This window comes from Arthrobacter bussei (assembly GCF_009377195.2).
Classification (GTDB): domain Bacteria; phylum Actinomycetota; class Actinomycetes; order Actinomycetales; family Micrococcaceae; genus Arthrobacter_D; species Arthrobacter_D bussei.
The window spans coordinates 321,001-338,484 of sequence record NZ_VJXX01000002.1; the positions used below are offsets into that span (position 1 = coordinate 321,001).

Sequence of the window (17,484 nt, forward strand, 5' to 3'; positions counted from 1 at the left end):
CGTCGATCGGGCAGCGGACAGTGCACTGCTGTGCGTGCTTCTCCCATCCAGACTTTGACTGTCGGTCCCGGAATTCCACCGGCTCAACCGCCCTCGTTCCGCGGGTGCGGAACGACGGAGCGGGTCGCGGACTATCACCGCCGGTTCGGACTTACACCGACCCCGGAGCACGTACTGCGCCGATTATTTCACAGTGCCCGCGTACCCACCGCCGGATCGTCACAATTCGTCCGACAGCGATCATCGCGCGGCCGTGGCGGACGAGGCCCCGGACGACGGAGGGACGGGACACCCCTGCCGGTTGTCCCGTCCCTCGTGGCTCGCGGAGGAACCTAACCGGCCTGTCGGTCGGCCGTGGTCTCCGACCTGGGCTTCGCGTCGACGCCTGCCTCCTTGCGCTGCTGCGCCGTGATGGGCGCGGGGGCGGCGGTGAGCGGGTCGTAGCCGCCGCCGGACTTGGGGAACGCGATGACGTCACGGATGGAGTCCGTGCCGGCCAGCAGCGACACCACGCGGTCCCAGCCGAGCGCGATCCCGCCGTGGGGAGGCGCTCCGTACTTGAAGCCCTCGAGCAGGAATCCGAACTTCTCCTGGGCCTCCTCGGCGCTCAGTCCCATGACCGCGAACACGCGCTCCTGGACGTCACGCTGGTGGATACGGATGGATCCGCCACCGAGCTCGTTCCCGTTGCACACGATGTCGTACGCGTAGGCGAGGGCGTTCTCCGGGTCCGTGTCGAACGTGTCCACGAACTCGGGCTTCGGCGACGTGAAGGCGTGGTGCACGGCCGTCCACGCGCCGCCACCCACGGCGACGTCACCCGCGGCCACCGCGGCCGACGCGGGCTCGAACATCGGAGCGTCGACGACCCACACGAACGCCCAGTCACCCTCCTTGACGAGTCCCGTGCGTCGGCCGATCTCGACCCGTGCGGCGCCGAGGATGGCGCGCGACGACGCGGCGTCCCCGGCAGCGAAGAAGATGCAGTCGCCGGGGCTTGCACCGGTCGCCGCAGCGAGGCCCTCGCGCTCCGCGTCGGTCAGGTTCTTCGCGACCGGTCCGCGCAGGCTGCCGTCGTCGTCGATCAGGACGTACGCGAGGCCCTTGGCGCCGCGCTGCTTGGCCCATTCCTGCCAGGCATCGAGCTGGCGGCGGGGCTGCGACGCGCCGCCGGGCATGACGACGGCGCCCACATAGGGTGCCTTGAACACACCGAAGCCGGTGTCCTTGAAGAAGCCGGTCAGCTCGCTGAGCTCCAGACCGAAGCGCAGGTCAGGCTTGTCCGAGCCGTACTTCGCCATGGCGTCCGCGTAGGTCATGCGACGGATGGGCAGCGGTACGTCGACGTCGATGAGCTTCCACAGGCGGGAGACGAGCTGCTCGCCGAGGGCGATGATGTCGTCCTCCTCCACGAAGCTCGCCTCGATGTCGAGCTGCGTGAACTCGGGCTGGCGGTCCGCGCGGAAGTCCTCGTCGCGGTAGCAGCGGGCCAGCTGGTAGTACTTCTCGAAGCCGCCCACCTGGAGGAGTTGCTTGAACAGCTGCGGCGACTGCGGCAGGGCGTACCAGGAGCCGGGTGCGAGGCGAGCGGGCACCAGGAAGTCGCGCGCGCCCTCGGGCGTGGAGCGTGTCAGGGTGGGGGTCTCGATCTCCACGAACCCGTCCTCGTGCAGCAGCTCGCGGGCCACGCGGCTCGCCTCGGAGCGCAGGCGCAGGTTGGCCTGGGGGCCCGGACGGCGGAGGTCGAGGTAGCGGTGGCGGAGGCGTGCCTCCTCGCCGACCTCGACGTGCTCGTCGATCTGGAACGGCAGGGGGTCCGAGGTGTTGAGGATGGTCACGGAGTCCGCGATCACCTCGACGGCGCCCGTGGGGAGGGCCGGGTTCTCGTTGCCCTCGGGGCGCTGCTGCACGGTGCCGACGATCTGCAGGACGTACTCGTTGCGGAGGCTCGAGAAGACGTCCTCCTCGCGGACCACGACCTGCGCGAAACCGGAGGCATCACGAAGGTCGAGGAACGCCACGCCGCCGTGGTCGCGGCGTCGCGCGACCCAGCCTGCCAGGGTGACCGATTGTCCTACGTGCTCGGGCCGAAGGGAGCCGAGTTCATGCGTGCGGAGCACAGCATTCCTTCCCACAGGGGTGTCAGATGAATCGCAGGTGTCGATGCGCCTGCCTACAGTTGGTGCGAACCGAGACAACTTTACCGGTCCGCCCCAGGGCGCCCCGACACCGTCGGCCGGAGGAGGACGGCGCCCCGCCGTCCCACCCGACCGGCGTGATCCGCCACCCGGCCGGCCCGCACCCGAGGAGGACCATGTCCCAGCAACCAGCCCTGCGCCGCGTGATGGGCGCCTTCGATGCGACCACGGTGGGCGTGGGCGCGATGATCGGTGCCGGTGCCTTCGTCGTCTTCGCGCCTGCGGCAGCCGCCGCGGGGCGGTTCCTGCCCCTGGCGATACTGATCGCCGGCCTCGTCGCCTACTGCAACGCCTCCGCGACGGCCTCCCTGGCCGTCCGCTACCCGTCCAGCGGCGGTACGTACGTCTACGGCCGCGAGCAGCTCGGTCACTGGACCGGCTTCCTCGCGGGCTGGAGCTTCGTGACGGGAAAGCTGGCCTCCTGCGCGGCGATGGCCCTGACGTTCGGCCTCTACGCCGCCCCGGGTTTCGAGAAGGCAGCGGCCGTCACCGCCGTCGCCGGACTCACGGCCGTCAACCTCCTCGGCGTGACGCGCACGGCTCTCGCGACCCGCGTGATCGTCTCGCTCGTGGTCCCGGTGATCGCCTTCGTGATCGTGGTCGCCCTCAGCACGCCCCCGGCGGAGGCAGCCCCCGACGCCGTGTCCGTGGGAGCCGGCGGGGTCCTGCAGGCGGCGGCCCTGCTGTTCTTCGCCTTCGCCGGGTACGCACGCATCGCGACGATGGGCGAGGAGGTGCGCAATCCCCGCAGGACCATCCCACTGGCCATCCTCGGTGCCCTCGGCTTCACCGTGGTCCTCTACCTCGTCCTCGGGGTGTCCCTGCTCAGGTCGCTCGGCCCGGCAGCCCTGGCGGACGCCACCGCTCCCCTGCGCGACGTCTTCGACGCCGCTGTGCCGGGCGAGGGCTCGATGGGCAGGGGCGGCGCCGTCGTGACCCTCGCGGCAGCACTCGCGAGCCTGGGCGCGCTGCTCGCGCTCATCGCCGGCGTCGGGCGGACGAGCCTCGCGATGGCCCGCGGACGCGACCTGCCGCAGCTGCTGGGGCGCGTCTCGCGGGGCTTCGGCGTCCCCTGGGTCGCCGACATCGCCACGGCCGTGGTCGTCGTCGCGCTGCTGCTGGTCACGGACGTGCTGACGGTGGTCGGCTTCTCGAGCTTCGGTGTCCTGCTGTACTACGCGATCGCGAACATCGCGGCCTTCACCCTGACGGACCGGCAGTGGTACGCGCCGCGCTGGCTGAACGTGGCCGGCGCGCTCGCCTGCCTCGTCCTCGCCTTCACGCTCCCGGCGACGTCGGTGGTCACCATGCTGGTGGTGCTCGCCGTCGGACTCGCCGGCCGGGCGATCGTGCTCGCCCGGCGGCGCGCGACGACGTGAGCAGGGTCAGGCGCGGGTGACCACCGGGCGCAGGTCCGCCGCCGGGGGCATCCACGTGGCGGGGTCGGCCACGACCTGGTCGCCGGACCGGATGTCCTTCACCTCGTGCGTGCCGTCCGCGGCCGTGAACCAAACGAAGGGGATGCCCCGTCGATCGGCGAACCTGATCTGCTTGCCGAACTTCTCGGCACCCGCAGCGACCTCCGCGGAGATCCCGCGCAGGCGCAGGGCCGCGGCGACGTCCTGCGCCTGCGACCACGCGTCATCGTCGGCGAGTGCCACGAGGACCGCCGTCGGCACGGCACGGGAGGCGGTCGCGAAGCCCTGGCTGAGCATGCGCGAGACGATGCGGGTCACCCCGATGGACAGGCCGACACCGGGGAAGGTGCGGTTGCCCTTGCGGGCGAGGGAGTCGTAGCGGCCGCCCGAGCAGATGGAGCCGAGGCCCTCGTGCCCGTCGAGGACCGTCTCGTAGACGGTCCCCGTGTAGTAGTCGAGACCGCGGGCGATACTGAGGTCCGCGACGACCCGGCCCGGGGCGCGACGCGCCGCCTCACCGACCACCTGGCGGAGCTCGTCGAGGCCCTCCTCCAGCAGGTCGTTCGTCACCCCGAGGGCACGCACCTGGTCCACGAAGGACGTGTCCGGCGTGCGGATACCCGCCAGCTCGAGGGCGAGGCCCACCTGCCGGTCGTCGGCACCGGTCTCGTCCCGCAGCAGGGCGCCGACCTTCTCGGGGCCGATCTTCTCCAGCTTGTCGATGCTGCGCAGCACCGCCGCCGTGTCCTCGAGACCGATCCCCCGGTAGAACCCCTCCGCCAGCTTGCGGTTGTTGACGCGGAGCGTGACATCGGGGATCGGGAGGGCCCCCAGGGCCTCGACGACGGCGAGGGCGAGCTCGACGTCGTACCGGAACGGCAGGACGCCGTCACCCACCACGTCGATGTCCGCCTGCGTGAACTCGCGGGCCCTGCCCTCCTGCGGGCGCTCACCCCGCCAGCACTTCTGGATCTGGAACCGGCGGAACGGGAAGGTGAGGTGCCCCGCGTTCTCGACGACGTAGCGGGCGAACGGAACCGTGAGGTCGTAGTGCAGCGCCAGTCCGCTCTCCGAGGCCGAGGCCTCCTCGGCCTGGAGCCGCGACACGGCGTAGACCTCCTTGTCGATCTCGCCCTTGCGCAGGAGGTGCTCCACGGTCTCGACGGCGCGCGTCTCGATGCTCGAGAATCCGTGCAGCTCGAACGTGCGCTGCAGGACCTCGAGGACGTGCAGCTCGATCAGGCGCTCTTCCGGGAGCCACTCGGGAAAGCCGGACAGTGATGCCTTGCGGGCCATGGTGTTGATCTCCTCCTGCACGGGGTCCGGTCACCGCGGCCGTGCTGCCGGCGGTCCGGTTCTGCGGCCTCAATCCTAGGCGTCACGCAGGGCAGCCGGAAAAGGGACGGCAGGCGGTGACAGGGACCGGGTGGCGCTCGGGTGGACGCACCGGCCCGATCCGCGCCGGGACGCGGAACCGAGGGCAGTGGGTAAAGTAGCCTCAGGGGCAGGAATCGCGGTACTGCCGGTGTCGAGCAGGGGTGTCCGGTGGACGCCTCCCTCGCCGCCCGGGACCGGACCGATAGACTCCTGAACCCTGCATGGTGTGATCCTGCATGACATGGCTCCGGCGTTGATCAGGGCCATCCGACGAGCGAAAGACTTCTAGCGGTGACAGAGAGTCAGCAATCCGACGAAACGACCATCGGCCTCGGGACGCAGCAGGACGCTGCGGAGGCCGACGGTGCCATGGGCGACAACCCCTCGACCTCCGGGACGGAGGACGCTCCCGCGGACGCCCCTGCGGCTCCCGCGCCAGAGGCCCCTGCGGACGACGCGGCGGCTCCCGCGCAGGAGGCCCCTGCGGCTCCCGCTGACGAGGCAGTCGGGGACGGATCCGCCACGGATCATGACGCGACTGCGGATGAGGCGTCCGGAGACGGATCCGCCGCGGATCATGACGCGACGGCGGATGAGGCGTCCGCCGGTGCGGCGGACGCGGTGTCCACCGAGGTCGACACGGCTGCCGCCACGGTCGAGGAGGTCGCGGCTCCGGCCGACGCCGCAGCAGCGGATGCCGCCGGGGCTCCGGAAGCGGAGGCGACAGCGGACGACGTCGTGACGACGCCCGGAGCGACCGGGACGTCCGAGCCCGCCGCGCCCCTCGCCGCTGAACCCGCTCCTCTCAGCACCCCCTCCCCCCGCCTCGCAGCTCCCAAGCCGCCGCTGCCCACCGCCATGGCGCCGCGGCCGCTGAAGAAGGCCGCCCAGCCCGTCGTCGCTCCCCCGGCGCACAGCACCTCCCTCGAGGAGGCCGCGAAGTTCGCCCGTGTCGAGGAGGACGGCCATGTCTTCCTCCTCGTCGGCGGCGAGGAGCACGCGGTGGGCCAGTACCCCGATGCGACGCGTGACGAGGCGCTCAGCTACTTCGTCCGGAAGTACGACGACGTCGTCAGCCAGGTCGCCCTGCTCGAGCAGCGTGTCCAGGCGAAGGCGCCGTCGTCGGACATGACGAAGACCGCAAAGCACCTGCGCGCGCAGGTCGGCGAACGCAAGATGGTCGGCGACGTCCTGGCGCTGGAGGCGCGGATCGACGCACTCCTCGCGGCGATCGGCGGTCTCGAGAAGGCCGAGCGCGCCGTGCAGGACGAGTTGAAGGCGAAGGAACTCGCTGCCCGCGAAGCCATCGTCGCCGAGGCCGAGGAGCTCTCGGGACGGGATCCTTCCACCGTGCAGTGGAAGGCCAGCAGCACGCGCATGAACGAGCTGTTCGAGCTGTGGAAGGCGGCCCAGAAGAACGGGCCGCGCCTGGGCCGCGGCACGGAGGACGCCCTGTGGAAGCGGTTCCGCTCGGCCCGCACCGTGTTCGACCGCCACCGCCGTGCGTACTTCTCGCAGCTCGACAACGACAATGCCGAGGCCAAGCAGGCCAAGGAAGCGCTCATCAAGCGTGCCGAGCAGCTGTCCACCTCCACGGACTGGGGCCAGACCGCCGCCGAGTACCGGCGCCTGATGGACGAGTGGAAGGCGTCGAAGCGCGCCAGCCGCAAGGACGACGACGCCCTGTGGGCCCGCTTCCGGGCAGCGCAGGACCGCTTCTTCGAGGCCCGCAAGGCCGTCAACGAGGCCGTCGACGAGGAGTACGCCGGGAACCTCGTGGCGAAGGAGGCCCTGCTGAAGGAAGCCCAGCAGATCCTGCCGATCCGCGACCTCGCCGCCGCCAAGAAGGCGCTGCAGTCCATCCGCGACCGCTGGGACGAGGCCGGCAAGGTGCCCCGCGCGGACATGGGCCGGATCGATGCCGGTCTCCGCCAGGTCGAGGACGCCGTGAAGTCGGCGGACGACGAGCACTGGACGAAGACGAATCCCGAGACGAAGGCGCGCACCAACAGTGCGCTCAGCCAGCTGGAGGGGACGATCGCGCAGCTCCGGGAGGACCTCGCCTCGGCCGAGCGTGCAGGCAACGCGAAGAAGATCGCCAACGCGCGCGAAGCTCTCGCCGCTCGCGAACAGTGGCTGGAGATGCTGCAGAAGTCCGCCCAGGACTTTTCCTAGCCGGGGCCGGTCCGCCGGCCGCCAAGCCACCAGCCCTCCGACGCCGTTGTCCACATCGGCGCCGGAGGGCTTTTGCGTCGAGGCCGTCCTCGTGATGCTGGACCAATGCCTCCCCTCGACAGTGCCGACGCCGCAGCACCCCCGGAACGCCACCTGGGGGCGGGCGTCGTCCCGGTGACGTCGACCGGCGGCGCCCTGTTCCACGCCGGCGAGATCTTCACGTCGGCCGAGCTGCAGGCCATGCGGCTCGACGGCCTCGTCCGCCTCGTGATCGGGGACTCCTACCTCCGCAGCGACTTCCGGGAGGATCCTGCCACGAGGTCCCGGGCGGCGGCGCACAGCGTCCCGCACTCACTGCGCCCCCGGGTGGCGCTCGGTCGCTCCTGCGCGGCGTGGATCTACGGCTGCGCGCCTCCTCCGAGCCTGATCAGCCTCGTGACGGACCATCGGCGCCGCACGACCGCCCTCCCGCCCTTCTCGGCCGCCGTCATGCACCAGGTGGCGCTCGGGCCGTTCGACGTCAACCTGGTGGGTGGCGTGTCCGTGACGACCCCGCTGAGGACGGCGCTGGACATCGCCGTGCACGGAGAGGAGCGGGACGCGGTGGAGATCCTGCGCGCCATCGCGTCCTCGGCCACGCTGGACTGCCCGCTCCGGCTGGTGGAGGTGGCCCTGGCCAGGACCGCGCGCGTGCCGGGGAAGACCCGGGCACTGGAGCGGCTGCGTCAGGCCCGGGGTGCACGTCATGACTGAGCGCAGGGAGCGAGGCGGTGCAGGGAAGCCCGATCACGTCGTCCCGCCGGACGCCTGCCGGTCCAGGACCGGACAGGTCCGAGCACCGGCGCCACGTCCGCCCGTGATCCGATCAGCGGCGCTGCGAACCCGTCGTTCGGTACACGTCGAAGACGCCGTCGATACGGCGCACGGCACTGAGGATGTGGTTCAGGTACTTGGGATCACCCATCTCGAAGGCGAACCGCGACATGGCAACCCGGTCCGAGGACGTGTTCACGTTCGCCGCGAGGATGTTCACATGATTCTCGGCGAGCACGCTCGTGACGTCGGAGAGCAGGCTCTTGCGGTCCAGCGCCTCGACCTGGATCTCGACGAGGAACACGCTGGACTGCGTGGGGGCCCAGTCCACCGGAACGATCCGGTCCGGCTGATCCCTCAGCTCCGCCACGTTCCGGCAGTCGTTCCGGTGCACCGAGACGCCGGAGCCGCGCGTGACGAACCCGATGATGGGGTCCGGCGGGACGGGCGTGCAGCACCGGGCGAGCTTGACCCACACATCACCGACACCGCGGACCGTCACACCGGAGTCGGAGAACTTCGGTCTGCGGGGCTGCGTGGCAACCGCCGTCTCCGCAATCTTCTCCTCCGCGCTCTCATGACCGCCCATCAGCGCGACGAGGTGCTCGATCACGTTCTGCGCGGACGTGTGGCCATCACCCACGGCCGCGTACAGCGCGGAGATGTCCTGGTGTTTCAGCTCCTCCGCGACCGACATGAGGGCACTGTGCGTCATCATGCGCTGCAGCGGCAGGTTCTGCTTGCGCATGGCGCGCGTCAACAGCTCCTTGCCCTTGTCGATCGCCTCCTCGCGGCGCTCCTTGGTGAACCACTGGCGGATCTTGTTCCGGGCGCGGGGACTCTTGACGAAGCCCTGCCAGTCCTGGCTGGGACCGGCCCCCTCCGCCTTCGAGGTGAAGATCTCCACCCAGTCGCCGTGGTTCAGCTCGCTGTTGAGCGGCACCAGCTTCCCGTTGACCCGCGCGCCGATGGTCCGGTGTCCCACCTCGGTGTGGACGGCGTAGGCGTAGTCGACGGGCGTGGACCCGGCCGGCAGCGCCATGACCTCACCCTTCGGGGTGAACACGAACACCTCGCGCGCATTGATCTCGAAGCGCAGCGAATCGAGGAACTCGTTCGGGTCGGACGTCTCCTGCTGCCAGTCGACGAGGCTACGGAGCCACCCCATGTCGCCGTTCTCCGGGGTCTCGAGCGGCCGCCCGCCGTTCTTGTACTTCCAGTGCGCGGCGACGCCGTACTCGGCGCGGCGGTGCATGTCGTGCGTCCGGATCTGGATCTCCACCGGCTTCCCGCCGGGGCCGATCACCGTGGTGTGCAGCGACTGGTACATGTTGAACTTCGGCATCGCGATGTAGTCCTTGAACCGTCCGGGCAGGGGGTTCCAGCGCGAATGCAGCGAGCCGAGGGTCGCGTAGCAGTCGCGCACGCTGTCCACCAGCACGCGCACGCCCATCAGGTCATGGATGTCGTCGAAGTCCTTGCCGCGCACGATCATCTTCTGGTAGATCGAGTAGTAGTGCTTGGGCCGCCCGGTGATGGTGGCCTTGATCTTCACCGCGCGGAGGTCCTCCTCGACCTGGTTCCGCACGAGGCTCAGGTGCTTCTCCCGCTCGGGGGTCCTGTCCCCCACCATCCGGACGATCTCCTCGTACACCTTCGGATGCAGCGCGGCGAAGGAGAGATCCTCCAGCTCCCACTTGATGGTGTTCATGCCGAGGCGGTGCGCGAGTGGCGCGAAGATCTCGAGGGTCTCCCGTGCCTTCTTCGCCGAGGATGCCGGGGAGACGAACCGCCAGGTCCGGGCGTTGTGCAGCCGGTCGGCGAGCTTGATGACCAGCACGCGGATGTCCTTGGCCATCGCCACGACCATCTTGCGGACCGTCTCGGCCTGGGCTGCGTCCCCGAAGGACACCTTGTCCAGCTTCGTCACGCCGTCGACCAGCATGGCGACCTCCGCGCCGAAATCACGCTTCAGTTCGTCCAGGGTGTAGGAGGTGTCCTCTACGGTGTCGTGCAGCAGCGCTGCCGCCAGCGTGGTGCCGGTCATGCCGAGCTCCGCGAGGATGGTCGCGACGGCCACGGGGTGCGTGATGTAGGGGTCGCCGCTCTTGCGCGTCTGGCCCTCGTGGCTGCGCTCGGCGACCAGGTAGGCGCGCTGGATGAGGTCCAGGTCCTCCTTGGGGTTGTTGGCGCGTACGGTGCGCAGGAGCGGCTCGAGGACGGGCGAATACCCAGAGGAACCCCTCCCGGTGAGCCGCGCGATCCTGGCACGGGTGCGGCCGCGGCGGCCGGGGGCGACTTCACTGGCGCTGCTCGCGGAAGGCGCGGACGACGGCGAGGCGGGCTGCACGAGCCCCCGCGCTGCAGGCTGCGGGACCTCGGTGGTGACGGGCCCGGTGCCCTCGGCCGGGACGACGTCCTGGGCGTCACCGGGCCGCACTGCGGGGTTTACCGCTTCAGCCATGCACAGCCCCTCAATCTCGGTATCGGACCCTGGAAGGACTCAAGATGCCACAGGTCGGGTCGCACATCCAAGTCTAGCCGGGCTTTTCACCGCGCAGGCCGCAGCCTCCCGGGAAGGGAGGCTGCGGCCGGAGCAGCACATCGGAGTCGTCGCCGGAGTCGCCGATGCGCTCGTCGGGTCAGCGGTCCGGCGCTGCGATCAGGCGGCAGCGGCCTCCATGGAGCGACGGTTCAGGACCTTCTTCTCCTGCTTCCTCAATTCGGGCTCGTTGAGCCGCAGCGCCGCGTATAGGGGGGCTGCGATGAAGATGGTGCCGAGCGTCCCGAGGATGATGCCGATGAACAGTGCCAGGGAGAGGTCCTGGAGGGTTCCCGCCCCCAGGATGAACGCACCGATGAACAGGATCGAGGCGACAGGGAGGATGGCGACGACCGACGTGTTGATGGAGCGCACCAGGGTCTGGTTGACGGCGAGGTTGACCTGCTCGGCGAAGGTCCGCTTCGTGGAGATGGTGACGTCCGCCGTGTTCTCCCGGATCTTGTCGAACACCACCACCGTGTCGTAGAGGGCATAGCTCAGGATCGTCAGGAAGCCGATGATCGCCGAGGGGGTGACCTCGAAGTCACTGAGTGAGTACAGGCCGGCCGTCACGACCATGACGACCACGAGGGCCGCCATGGCGGCGAGGGACATCTTCCACGTGCGGAAGTAGATGCCCATCAGGATCGCGGCCAGGACCACGAACACACCGAACCCGATCAGCGCCTGGCGGCTGACGTCCTCGCCCCAGGTCGGGCCGACGAAGCTCGACGTGACCTGGTCCTCCCCCACACCGTAGCCGGTGACCAGGTTGTCGCGGACGCTGAGGGTCTCGTCGTCGGAGAGCCGCTCGGTCTGGATGCGCATCGTGTCCGCGGCGATGTTCGTCACGCGCGGCACGGCGTCGGGTACGACGTCGGTCACGGCCTGCTCACCGACGGCCACCTCGGTGTTCTCCGTCGCGGACACGGTGAACTCGGAACCACCCCGGAAGTCGATACCGAGGTTGAAGCCACCCTTGACCACCGGGATGACGATCGAGACGAGAAGGGCGATCCCTGCGATCAGGAACCAGAGGTTCCGCTTGGCGACGAAGGGATACGAGCGCTTGCCCGAGTAGAGCTCGTTGCCGAAGGTGGCGAAGCTTGTGCGGCTCATTCGTGGGTCTCTTTCTGGGAAGAACCGGTGCGGTCGACGACGGTGGACCCCGTACGTCCGGCGAGTGCCTCCTGCTGCTCCGCGCGACGACGCTCGGCGATGGTCAGGCGGCGTTCCGCCTCACCGGATGCGCCCTTGTTCCTGGTGCGGGTGGTGGCGGCCGGCACGGGAACGGTGGCGCCGGGCTCGCGGAGCCTGCCTGCTCCCCGGTAGAGGGGTATCCCGCCGAGGCGGCGGGGATCGAGGCCGGACCACGGGTGGCCCTCCCCGAAGAACTTCGTCCTCGCGAGGAGCCGCAGCACAGGGTGCGTGAACAGGAAGACGACGATCAGGTCGGCGATGGCGGTCAGGCCGAGGGTGAAGGCGAAGCCACGGACGTTGCCCACGGCGACGAAGTAGAGCACCAGCGCGGCGAGGAGGTTGACGGCCTTCGAGGCGAGGACCGTGCGCTTGGCCCGTCGCCACCCGTTCTCGACGGCGGAGACGAGCCCGCGCCCGTCGCGCAACTCGTCGCGGATGCGTTCGAAGTACACGATGAACGAGTCCGCGGTCTGGCCGATGGCCACGATCAGGCCTGCGACACCGGCGAGCGAGAGACGGTAGTTCTCCGTCCAGCCGAGGATGCAGATGGCCAGGTAGGTCAGGACGCCCGCGACGACGAGCGATGCGATGGTCACCAGTCCGAGGAGGCGGTACTGGAACATCGAGTACACGGCGACGAGGAGCAGGCCGATCAGCCCGGCGATCAGGCCCAGGCGCAGCTGGTCCGCACCGAGGGTCGCGGAGATCTGCTGCTCGCTCTGGATCTCGAAGCTGATCGGCAACGCACCGTACTTGAGCTGCTCGGCCAGCGCCGCGGCGGACTCCTCGGTGAAGTTGCCGCTGATCTGCGGATTGCCGTCGGGGATCACGGCGTTGGTGGTGGGCGCGGAGACGATCCGGCCGTCGAGCACGATGGCGAACTGGTTCCGCGGGTCCCCTTCGCCGAGGGCGAAGAGGCGCTCGGTGACCTCGCGGAAGATCTGCGTGCCCTCGTCGTTGAAGTCGATGTTGACGGCCCAGGTGTTCAGCGCCTGGCCCTGCGCACCTCGCTGCAGCCCGTAACTCGCGGTCGAGATATCGGTGCCCGGTACCTCGACCGGGCCGAGGATGTACTTGCCCTGGGTGTCGGGCTCGCAGGCCACCATGGGCTCATCGGCGGGTGCCGGCTCCTCCGCGGGCTCGAGAGCGGCGGGATCGAGGCAGTCGAGCGCCTCGAACTCCTTGTACAGCTCCGGGGTGATCCAATTCGGATCGCTGGCGTCCTGCGGCTCGGCCGCGGGCTGGGGCAACTGGTCGTCGGGCGTCGGCGTCTCAGCGGCAGGCGCCTGACCGGGGCCGCCCGCGAGGACCGGCCGGAACTCCATCTGCGCGGACGCCTGGATCAGGTCGCGCGTCTCCGGGTCAGGGGTACCCGGGAGGGACACGATCACGTTCTGGCCGGACTGGGTGTTGATCTCGGCTTCGGCGACGCCGGACCCGTCGACACGCTGGCGGATGATCTCGACGGCCTGGTCGAGCTGCTCTGGCGTGATCTCGCTGCCGCCCTGGACACGGGGGGCGAGGATCATCTGGGTGCCGCCCTCGAGGTCGAGGGCCAGGCGCGGGCTCCAGCTGGCCGTGCTCCAGATGGAGCCGGAGCCGAGGAGGATCGCGAGCAGTGCGGTCAGTACGCCCAGCCAGACAAGTGTCCGCTTGGCTGCCGTCCCGGGACCGGTACGAGGCATGGTGAGGTGTCCTTATGCTGTGGCGCCACGCGGGGCGCCGGTGTCACGACAGGCACGGCTGAGTACCGGCCCCTGAGGAATGCTAGTGGTCGGGGTTCGCTTTGGGGTCGCGGGCGTCGCGCGCGTCGCGGTTCTCCCGCAGCGGCTGCTCCCCCCCGGGCAGCTCGCCGCCCTGCTCGCGAGAGTGGTCGGGGGTCTCGGCACCGGACACCGTGGACGGCGAAGCGGCGGTCGCCCCACCGGTGGCGGGCCGGTCGACGCCGTCGAGCGAGGAGGCGTCGTCCGGAACGATCGCGCCGTCGTAGGCCTCGAGGTCGCGCTGTGCGGCATCATCGCCGTCGGCCGTACCGGGCGTGCCCTCCCCCGCGCCGGACTCCTGCTGGACGACCTTCGAGAGCGCCTGCGTGTGGACGGTCGCGAAGGTGCCCGGGGACAGTTCGAGGACAGCCTTGTTGTTCTCCTGGTCGATGGAGGCGATCGTGCCGAAGAGGCCGAACTGCGTCATGACCTCGGTGCCCGGCTCCATCTGCGTCCGCATCTCCTTGACCTGCTGCTGCGACTTACGCTGCCGCCGGAACATGGTGAAGATCAGGAACGCCAGCGCCAGAGGCAGCAGCAGCGAGAAGATGTCGAAGGGAGGAGCATCTTCGGATGCGGTCTGGGCAACTACGTGTGCAAGCACTGGGCGAATCCGTTCGTGGGGCTGGGTGTGTGCGGCAGGGATGTGCCCCGGCACACAGACGACGACACCAGTGTAGAGGGGAATCCTGACCGCTCCCGCGTCACGGGTCCGGCCGGGCCCAGCTGTCAAGCGCGGATTCACTGCCCATCAGGTCCTCCGGCGCCACGGAGAAGAGATCCTCGGGCATCGCGGCGGCCACGGTGGCGGGCATGATGAGGCCAAGATGTTTCCACGCGGCGGCGGTCGCGATCCGCCCCCTCGGGGTGCGTCCCAGCATGCCCTCACGCACCAGATAGGGCTCGGCCACGGTCTCCACGGTCTCTGGTTCCTCACCGACGGCGATGGCCAGGGTGGACAGCCCCACCGGCCCTCCGTTGAACTTGGTGATGAGGGCCGTGAGCACCGAGCGGTCGAGCCGGTCGAGTCCTCGCGCGTCCACCTCGTACATGTCCAGCGCCGCACTCGCGGACCGTGCATCGATGAGGTCGACACCGTGGACGAGCGCCCAGTCCCTGACACGCCGCAGCAGGCGGTTGGCGATACGCGGTGTCCCCCGGGAGCGGCCGGCGATCTCCGCGAAGGACGCCGAACTGACCTTCATGTCCATGAGCATCGCCGAGCGGCGGAGCACGAGCTCGAGTTCCTCGGTGGAGTAGAACTCGAGATGTCCGGTGAATCCGAACCGGTCCCTGAGCGGGCCGGGAAGCAGGCCCGCTCGCGTCGTGGCTCCGACGAGCGTGAACGGCGGCAGCTCCAGGGGGATGGCGGTGGCGCCGGGTCCCTTGCCGACGATGATGTCGACCCGGAAGTCCTCCATGGCCATGTACAGCATCTCCTCGGCGGGCCGGGACATGCGGTGGATCTCGTCGAGGAAGAGCACCTCCCCCTCCGTCAACGACGAGAGGATCGCCGCGAGGTCGCCGGCGTGCTGGATGGCGGGCCCGGACGTGATGCGCAGCGGCGCGTTCATCTCCGCGGCGATGATCATGGCGAGGGTCGTCTTCCCGAGCCCGGGAGGGCCGGACAGCAGGACGTGGTCGGCGCTGCGCCCCCTCAGCCGGGAGGCTTCGAGCACCAGCGAGAGCTGCCGCCTGACGCGCTTCTGCCCGACGAAGTCGTCGAGGTTCTTCGGCCGGAGCGCTGCCTCGACGGCGCGGTCCTCCGGGTCGGCCGAGGGCGCGACCAGCGGCACGTCCTCGGGGTGGTGGTCGGTCATGCGCCCACCCCGGCATCGGCCTGGGCCCGGCCGTCAGCGCCCGCAGGAGTGCGCGGACCCCGGGTGGTCGACCGGGCGGAGCTGCGCGCGCCGTCCTGGCCGAGCCTGCGGAGGGTGAGCTTGAGGATCTGCCCCACGTCGCCGGACGCGGCGACCTCGGGCGCCTCGGCGACGGCGGCGTCGATCGCCGCTCCGGCGTCCTTCTCGGACCAGCCGAGGCCCATCATGGCCGTGAGCACCTGGCCCTGCCAGGACTGCGGTGACACGCCGGGCTTCGCCTCCAGCGGCACGAGCTTGCCCGCGAGTTCCAGCACGATGCGCCGCGCGCCCTTGGGACCGATCCCGGGTACCTTGCTGAAGGCCTTGTCGTCGCCCGACGACGCCGCGATGCGCACGGCGTCCGGGGTGTGGACGGCGAGCACGGCCAGGGCCAGACGCGGACCGACGCCGCTGACGGCGAGGAGCGTCTCGAAGACCTCGCGCTGGTCGGCGTCCTCGAACCCGAAGAGCGTCATCGAGTCCTCGCGCACGATCATCGCGGTCGCGACGCTGGCCTCCTCGCCCGTCCGCAATCCCGAGAGGGTCTGCGGGGTGGCCTGGACCTGCATGCCGAAGCCGTTGACGTCGATGACGGCGGAGTGCAGGCCCACGTGGGTCACTGTCCCGCGGAGGGAACTGATCATGAGGAGCTCCAGAGGCACGTGCGGATGGATGGACCGGGCGCGCCCGGTGTCGAACATACGTTCTAATGCACTACGGTACCGGCGTCACGCTGTGCGATCGAGCCGCCACACCGCGGAGCGGGCCTACCGGCGTCGGGCCCTGGCTTCCGCTTCGGCCCACAGGCGCTGCGCCGGGGTGAGCGAGCCGCCGGACATCGCGGCGCCCTGCTGCCCCACTCCCCTGCGCCACGCGTGGGTGATGGCGAGGGCCAGCGCGTCGGCGGCATCCGCCGGCCGCGGAGGGGTGTCGAGGCGGAGGATCTTCGTGACCATCTTGGTGACGGCCACCTTGTCCGCCTGCCCGTTCCCCGTGACGGCGGCCTTGACCTCGGTGGGCGTGTGCAGGGCGACGGGGATCCCGCGGCGTGCGGCCGCGACGATGACCACGCCCGACGCCTGGGCCGTCCCCATGACGGTGCTCACGTTCAACTGGCTGAACACGCGCTCGACGGCGAGGACCTCCGGCTTGTGCAGGTCCAGCCAGGTGTCGACCGCCTCGGAGATGACGAGCAGCCGTTCGTCCAGGCTGCGGCCCGCCTCCGTCCCGACGACGCCGACGGCCACGAGCGTCGAGCGCCGGTTCGGTTCGATGTCGACGACGGCCAGGCCGCACCTCGTCAGGCCGGGGTCCACGCCCATGACACGGTAGGTCACCGGGCGGATCCGGTCAGCAGGACGACGCCGACAAGGAGGACGATGTCAGTCGTCCTCGAGCTCGGCCAGGACCTCGTCGGAGAGGTTGGCGTTCGAATACACGTTCTGGACGTCGTCGAGCTCCTCGAGGGCGTCCACGAGCTTCAGGAACTTGCGCGCACCGTCGGAGTCCAGGTCCACCTGCATGGACGGGACGAACTCGACCTCGTCGGTCTCGTACTCGATGCTGCTCGCGTCGAGGGCCTCGACGACCGCACGGAGGTCCTGTGGCTCCGACACGATCTCGAAGGTGTCGGCCGATTCCTTGACCTCGTCGGCGCCGGCGTCGAGCACGGACATGAGGAGCTCGTCCTCGGTCAGTCCGTTCTTCGGCAGCGTGACGACGCCCTTCCGGGCGAACAGGTAGGCCACGGAGCCGGGGTCGGCGATCGTCCCGCCGTTGCGGGAGATGCCGAGCCGCACTTCCGAGGCAGCACGGTTCTTGTTGTCCGTGAGGCACTCGATGAGGAGCGCCGAGCCCTGGGGCCCGCGGGCCTCGTACATGATGGTCTGGTAGTCGACGGCCTCGCCGAGCAGGCCGGCGCCGCGCTTCACCGCGCGGTTGATGTTGTCGATGGGCACGGAGGTCTTCTTGGCCTTCGAGACGGCGAGTTCGAGGCCGGGGTTACCGGCGACGTCGGCACCGCCCGCGCGCGCCGCGACCTCGATGTTCTTGATCAGCTTCGCGAAGGACTTCGCGCGCTTGGCGTCGATCGCCGCCTTCTTGTGCTTGGTGGTTGCCCACTTGGAGTGCCCCGACATG

General features: G+C 69.9%; 13 protein-coding genes and 1 riboswitch. Of the genes, 3 read left to right on the forward strand and 10 right to left on the reverse strand.

Annotated features, from left to right (window positions below; genetic code table 11):
• Window positions 1-31: 31 nt before the first annotated feature.
• A riboswitch (FMN riboswitch) is annotated at window positions 32-174 on the reverse strand.
• A gap of 158 nt (window positions 175-332) precedes the next feature.
• On the reverse strand, window positions 333-2,120 hold the full coding sequence (aspS, locus tag FNH21_RS09745; RefSeq protein ID WP_191931824.1) for an aspartate--tRNA ligase: 1,788 nt from the start codon (window positions 2,118-2,120) through the stop codon (window positions 333-335).
• Window positions 2,121-2,314: 194 nt separating this feature from the next.
• Here aspS and FNH21_RS09750 point away from each other — a divergent pair, with 194 nt between their 5' ends.
• Entirely contained in the window at window positions 2,315-3,577 is a 1,263-nt protein-coding gene (locus FNH21_RS09750) for an APC family permease (RefSeq protein WP_152814672.1), read from the forward strand.
• A 6-nt stretch (window positions 3,578-3,583) separates the two neighbouring features.
• On the opposite strand, the gene hisS is transcribed toward FNH21_RS09750, so the two are convergent.
• Window positions 3,584-4,912: a histidine--tRNA ligase gene (gene hisS, locus FNH21_RS09755; RefSeq protein ID WP_152814674.1), complete on the reverse strand. Its 1,329-nt coding sequence runs from the start codon at window positions 4,910-4,912 to the stop codon at window positions 3,584-3,586.
• Window positions 4,913-5,284: 372 nt separating this feature from the next.
• Between hisS and FNH21_RS09760 the strand changes: the two genes are divergently transcribed.
• Window positions 5,285-7,168 (forward strand): DUF349 domain-containing protein, encoded by a 1,884-nt coding sequence (locus FNH21_RS09760; protein ID WP_338403227.1) that lies wholly within the window; start codon window positions 5,285-5,287, stop codon window positions 7,166-7,168.
• Between the two features lie 105 nt (window positions 7,169-7,273).
• Window positions 7,274-7,921, forward strand: coding sequence for a hypothetical protein (locus FNH21_RS09765; RefSeq protein WP_152814676.1), 648 nt, complete (start codon window positions 7,274-7,276; stop codon window positions 7,919-7,921).
• A gap of 112 nt (window positions 7,922-8,033) precedes the next feature.
• Here the strand turns inward: FNH21_RS09765 and FNH21_RS09770 are convergent, their stop codons facing one another.
• The 8 genes from FNH21_RS09770 to FNH21_RS09805 all read right to left on the reverse strand — a co-directional run bounded on the left by FNH21_RS09770 (window position 8,034) and on the right by FNH21_RS09805 (window position 17,483).
• Window positions 8,034-10,445, reverse strand: coding sequence for a RelA/SpoT family protein (locus FNH21_RS09770; RefSeq protein ID WP_152814678.1), 2,412 nt, complete (start codon window positions 10,443-10,445; stop codon window positions 8,034-8,036).
• Window positions 10,446-10,643: 198 nt separating this feature from the next.
• A complete protein-coding gene (secF, locus tag FNH21_RS09775; protein WP_152814680.1) occupies window positions 10,644-11,642 on the reverse strand; it encodes a protein translocase subunit SecF in 999 nt (332 codons plus the stop codon).
• Window positions 11,639-13,408 carry a protein translocase subunit SecD gene (gene secD / locus FNH21_RS09780; protein ID WP_152814682.1) on the reverse strand — a complete coding sequence of 590 codons (1,770 nt, stop codon included), beginning with the start codon at window positions 13,406-13,408 and terminating at the stop codon, window positions 11,639-11,641. Before secD ends, secF begins: the two co-directional genes overlap by 4 nt.
• A gap of 82 nt (window positions 13,409-13,490) precedes the next feature.
• Window positions 13,491-14,090, reverse strand: coding sequence for a preprotein translocase subunit YajC (yajC, locus tag FNH21_RS09785; protein ID WP_191931825.1), 600 nt, complete (start codon window positions 14,088-14,090; stop codon window positions 13,491-13,493).
• A gap of 100 nt (window positions 14,091-14,190) precedes the next feature.
• Complete coding sequence (ruvB, locus tag FNH21_RS09790) at window positions 14,191-15,306, reverse strand: Holliday junction branch migration DNA helicase RuvB (protein WP_152814684.1); 1,116 nt, start codon at window positions 15,304-15,306, stop codon at window positions 14,191-14,193.
• Window positions 15,303-15,989 (reverse strand): Holliday junction branch migration protein RuvA, encoded by a 687-nt coding sequence (gene ruvA / locus FNH21_RS09795; RefSeq protein ID WP_152815185.1) that lies wholly within the window; start codon window positions 15,987-15,989, stop codon window positions 15,303-15,305. The genes ruvB and ruvA overlap by 4 nt, the downstream gene beginning before the upstream one ends.
• A 123-nt stretch (window positions 15,990-16,112) precedes the next feature.
• Window positions 16,113-16,682, reverse strand: a complete 570-nt coding sequence (gene ruvC, locus FNH21_RS09800; protein ID WP_191931826.1) for a crossover junction endodeoxyribonuclease RuvC — start codon at window positions 16,680-16,682, stop codon at window positions 16,113-16,115.
• A 45-nt stretch (window positions 16,683-16,727) separates the two neighbouring features.
• Window positions 16,728-17,483 carry a YebC/PmpR family DNA-binding transcriptional regulator gene (locus tag FNH21_RS09805; RefSeq protein WP_152814686.1) on the reverse strand — a complete coding sequence of 252 codons (756 nt, stop codon included), beginning with the start codon at window positions 17,481-17,483 and terminating at the stop codon, window positions 16,728-16,730.
• Window position 17,484: the final 1 nt, after the last annotated feature.

Coding starts and splice junctions, on each gene's coding strand:
- FNH21_RS09750 (WP_152814672.1), top strand. CDS start 2,315: ATGTCCCAGCAACCAGCCCTGCGCCGCGTGATGGGCGCCTTCGATGCG.
- hisS (WP_152814674.1), bottom strand. CDS start 4,912: ATGGCCCGCAAGGCATCACTGTCCGGCTTTCCCGAGTGGCTCCCGGAA.
- FNH21_RS09765 (WP_152814676.1), top strand. CDS start 7,274: ATGCCTCCCCTCGACAGTGCCGACGCCGCAGCACCCCCGGAACGCCAC.
- FNH21_RS09770 (WP_152814678.1), bottom strand. CDS start 10,445: ATGGCTGAAGCGGTAAACCCCGCAGTGCGGCCCGGTGACGCCCAGGAC.
- secF (WP_152814680.1), bottom strand. CDS start 11,642: ATGAGCCGCACAAGCTTCGCCACCTTCGGCAACGAGCTCTACTCGGGC.
- secD (WP_152814682.1), bottom strand. CDS start 13,408: ATGCCTCGTACCGGTCCCGGGACGGCAGCCAAGCGGACACTTGTCTGG.
- ruvB (WP_152814684.1), bottom strand. CDS start 15,306: ATGACCGACCACCACCCCGAGGACGTGCCGCTGGTCGCGCCCTCGGCC.
- ruvA (WP_152815185.1), bottom strand. CDS start 15,989: ATGATCAGTTCCCTCCGCGGGACAGTGACCCACGTGGGCCTGCACTCC.
- FNH21_RS09805 (WP_152814686.1), bottom strand. CDS start 17,483: ATGTCGGGGCACTCCAAGTGGGCAACCACCAAGCACAAGAAGGCGGCG.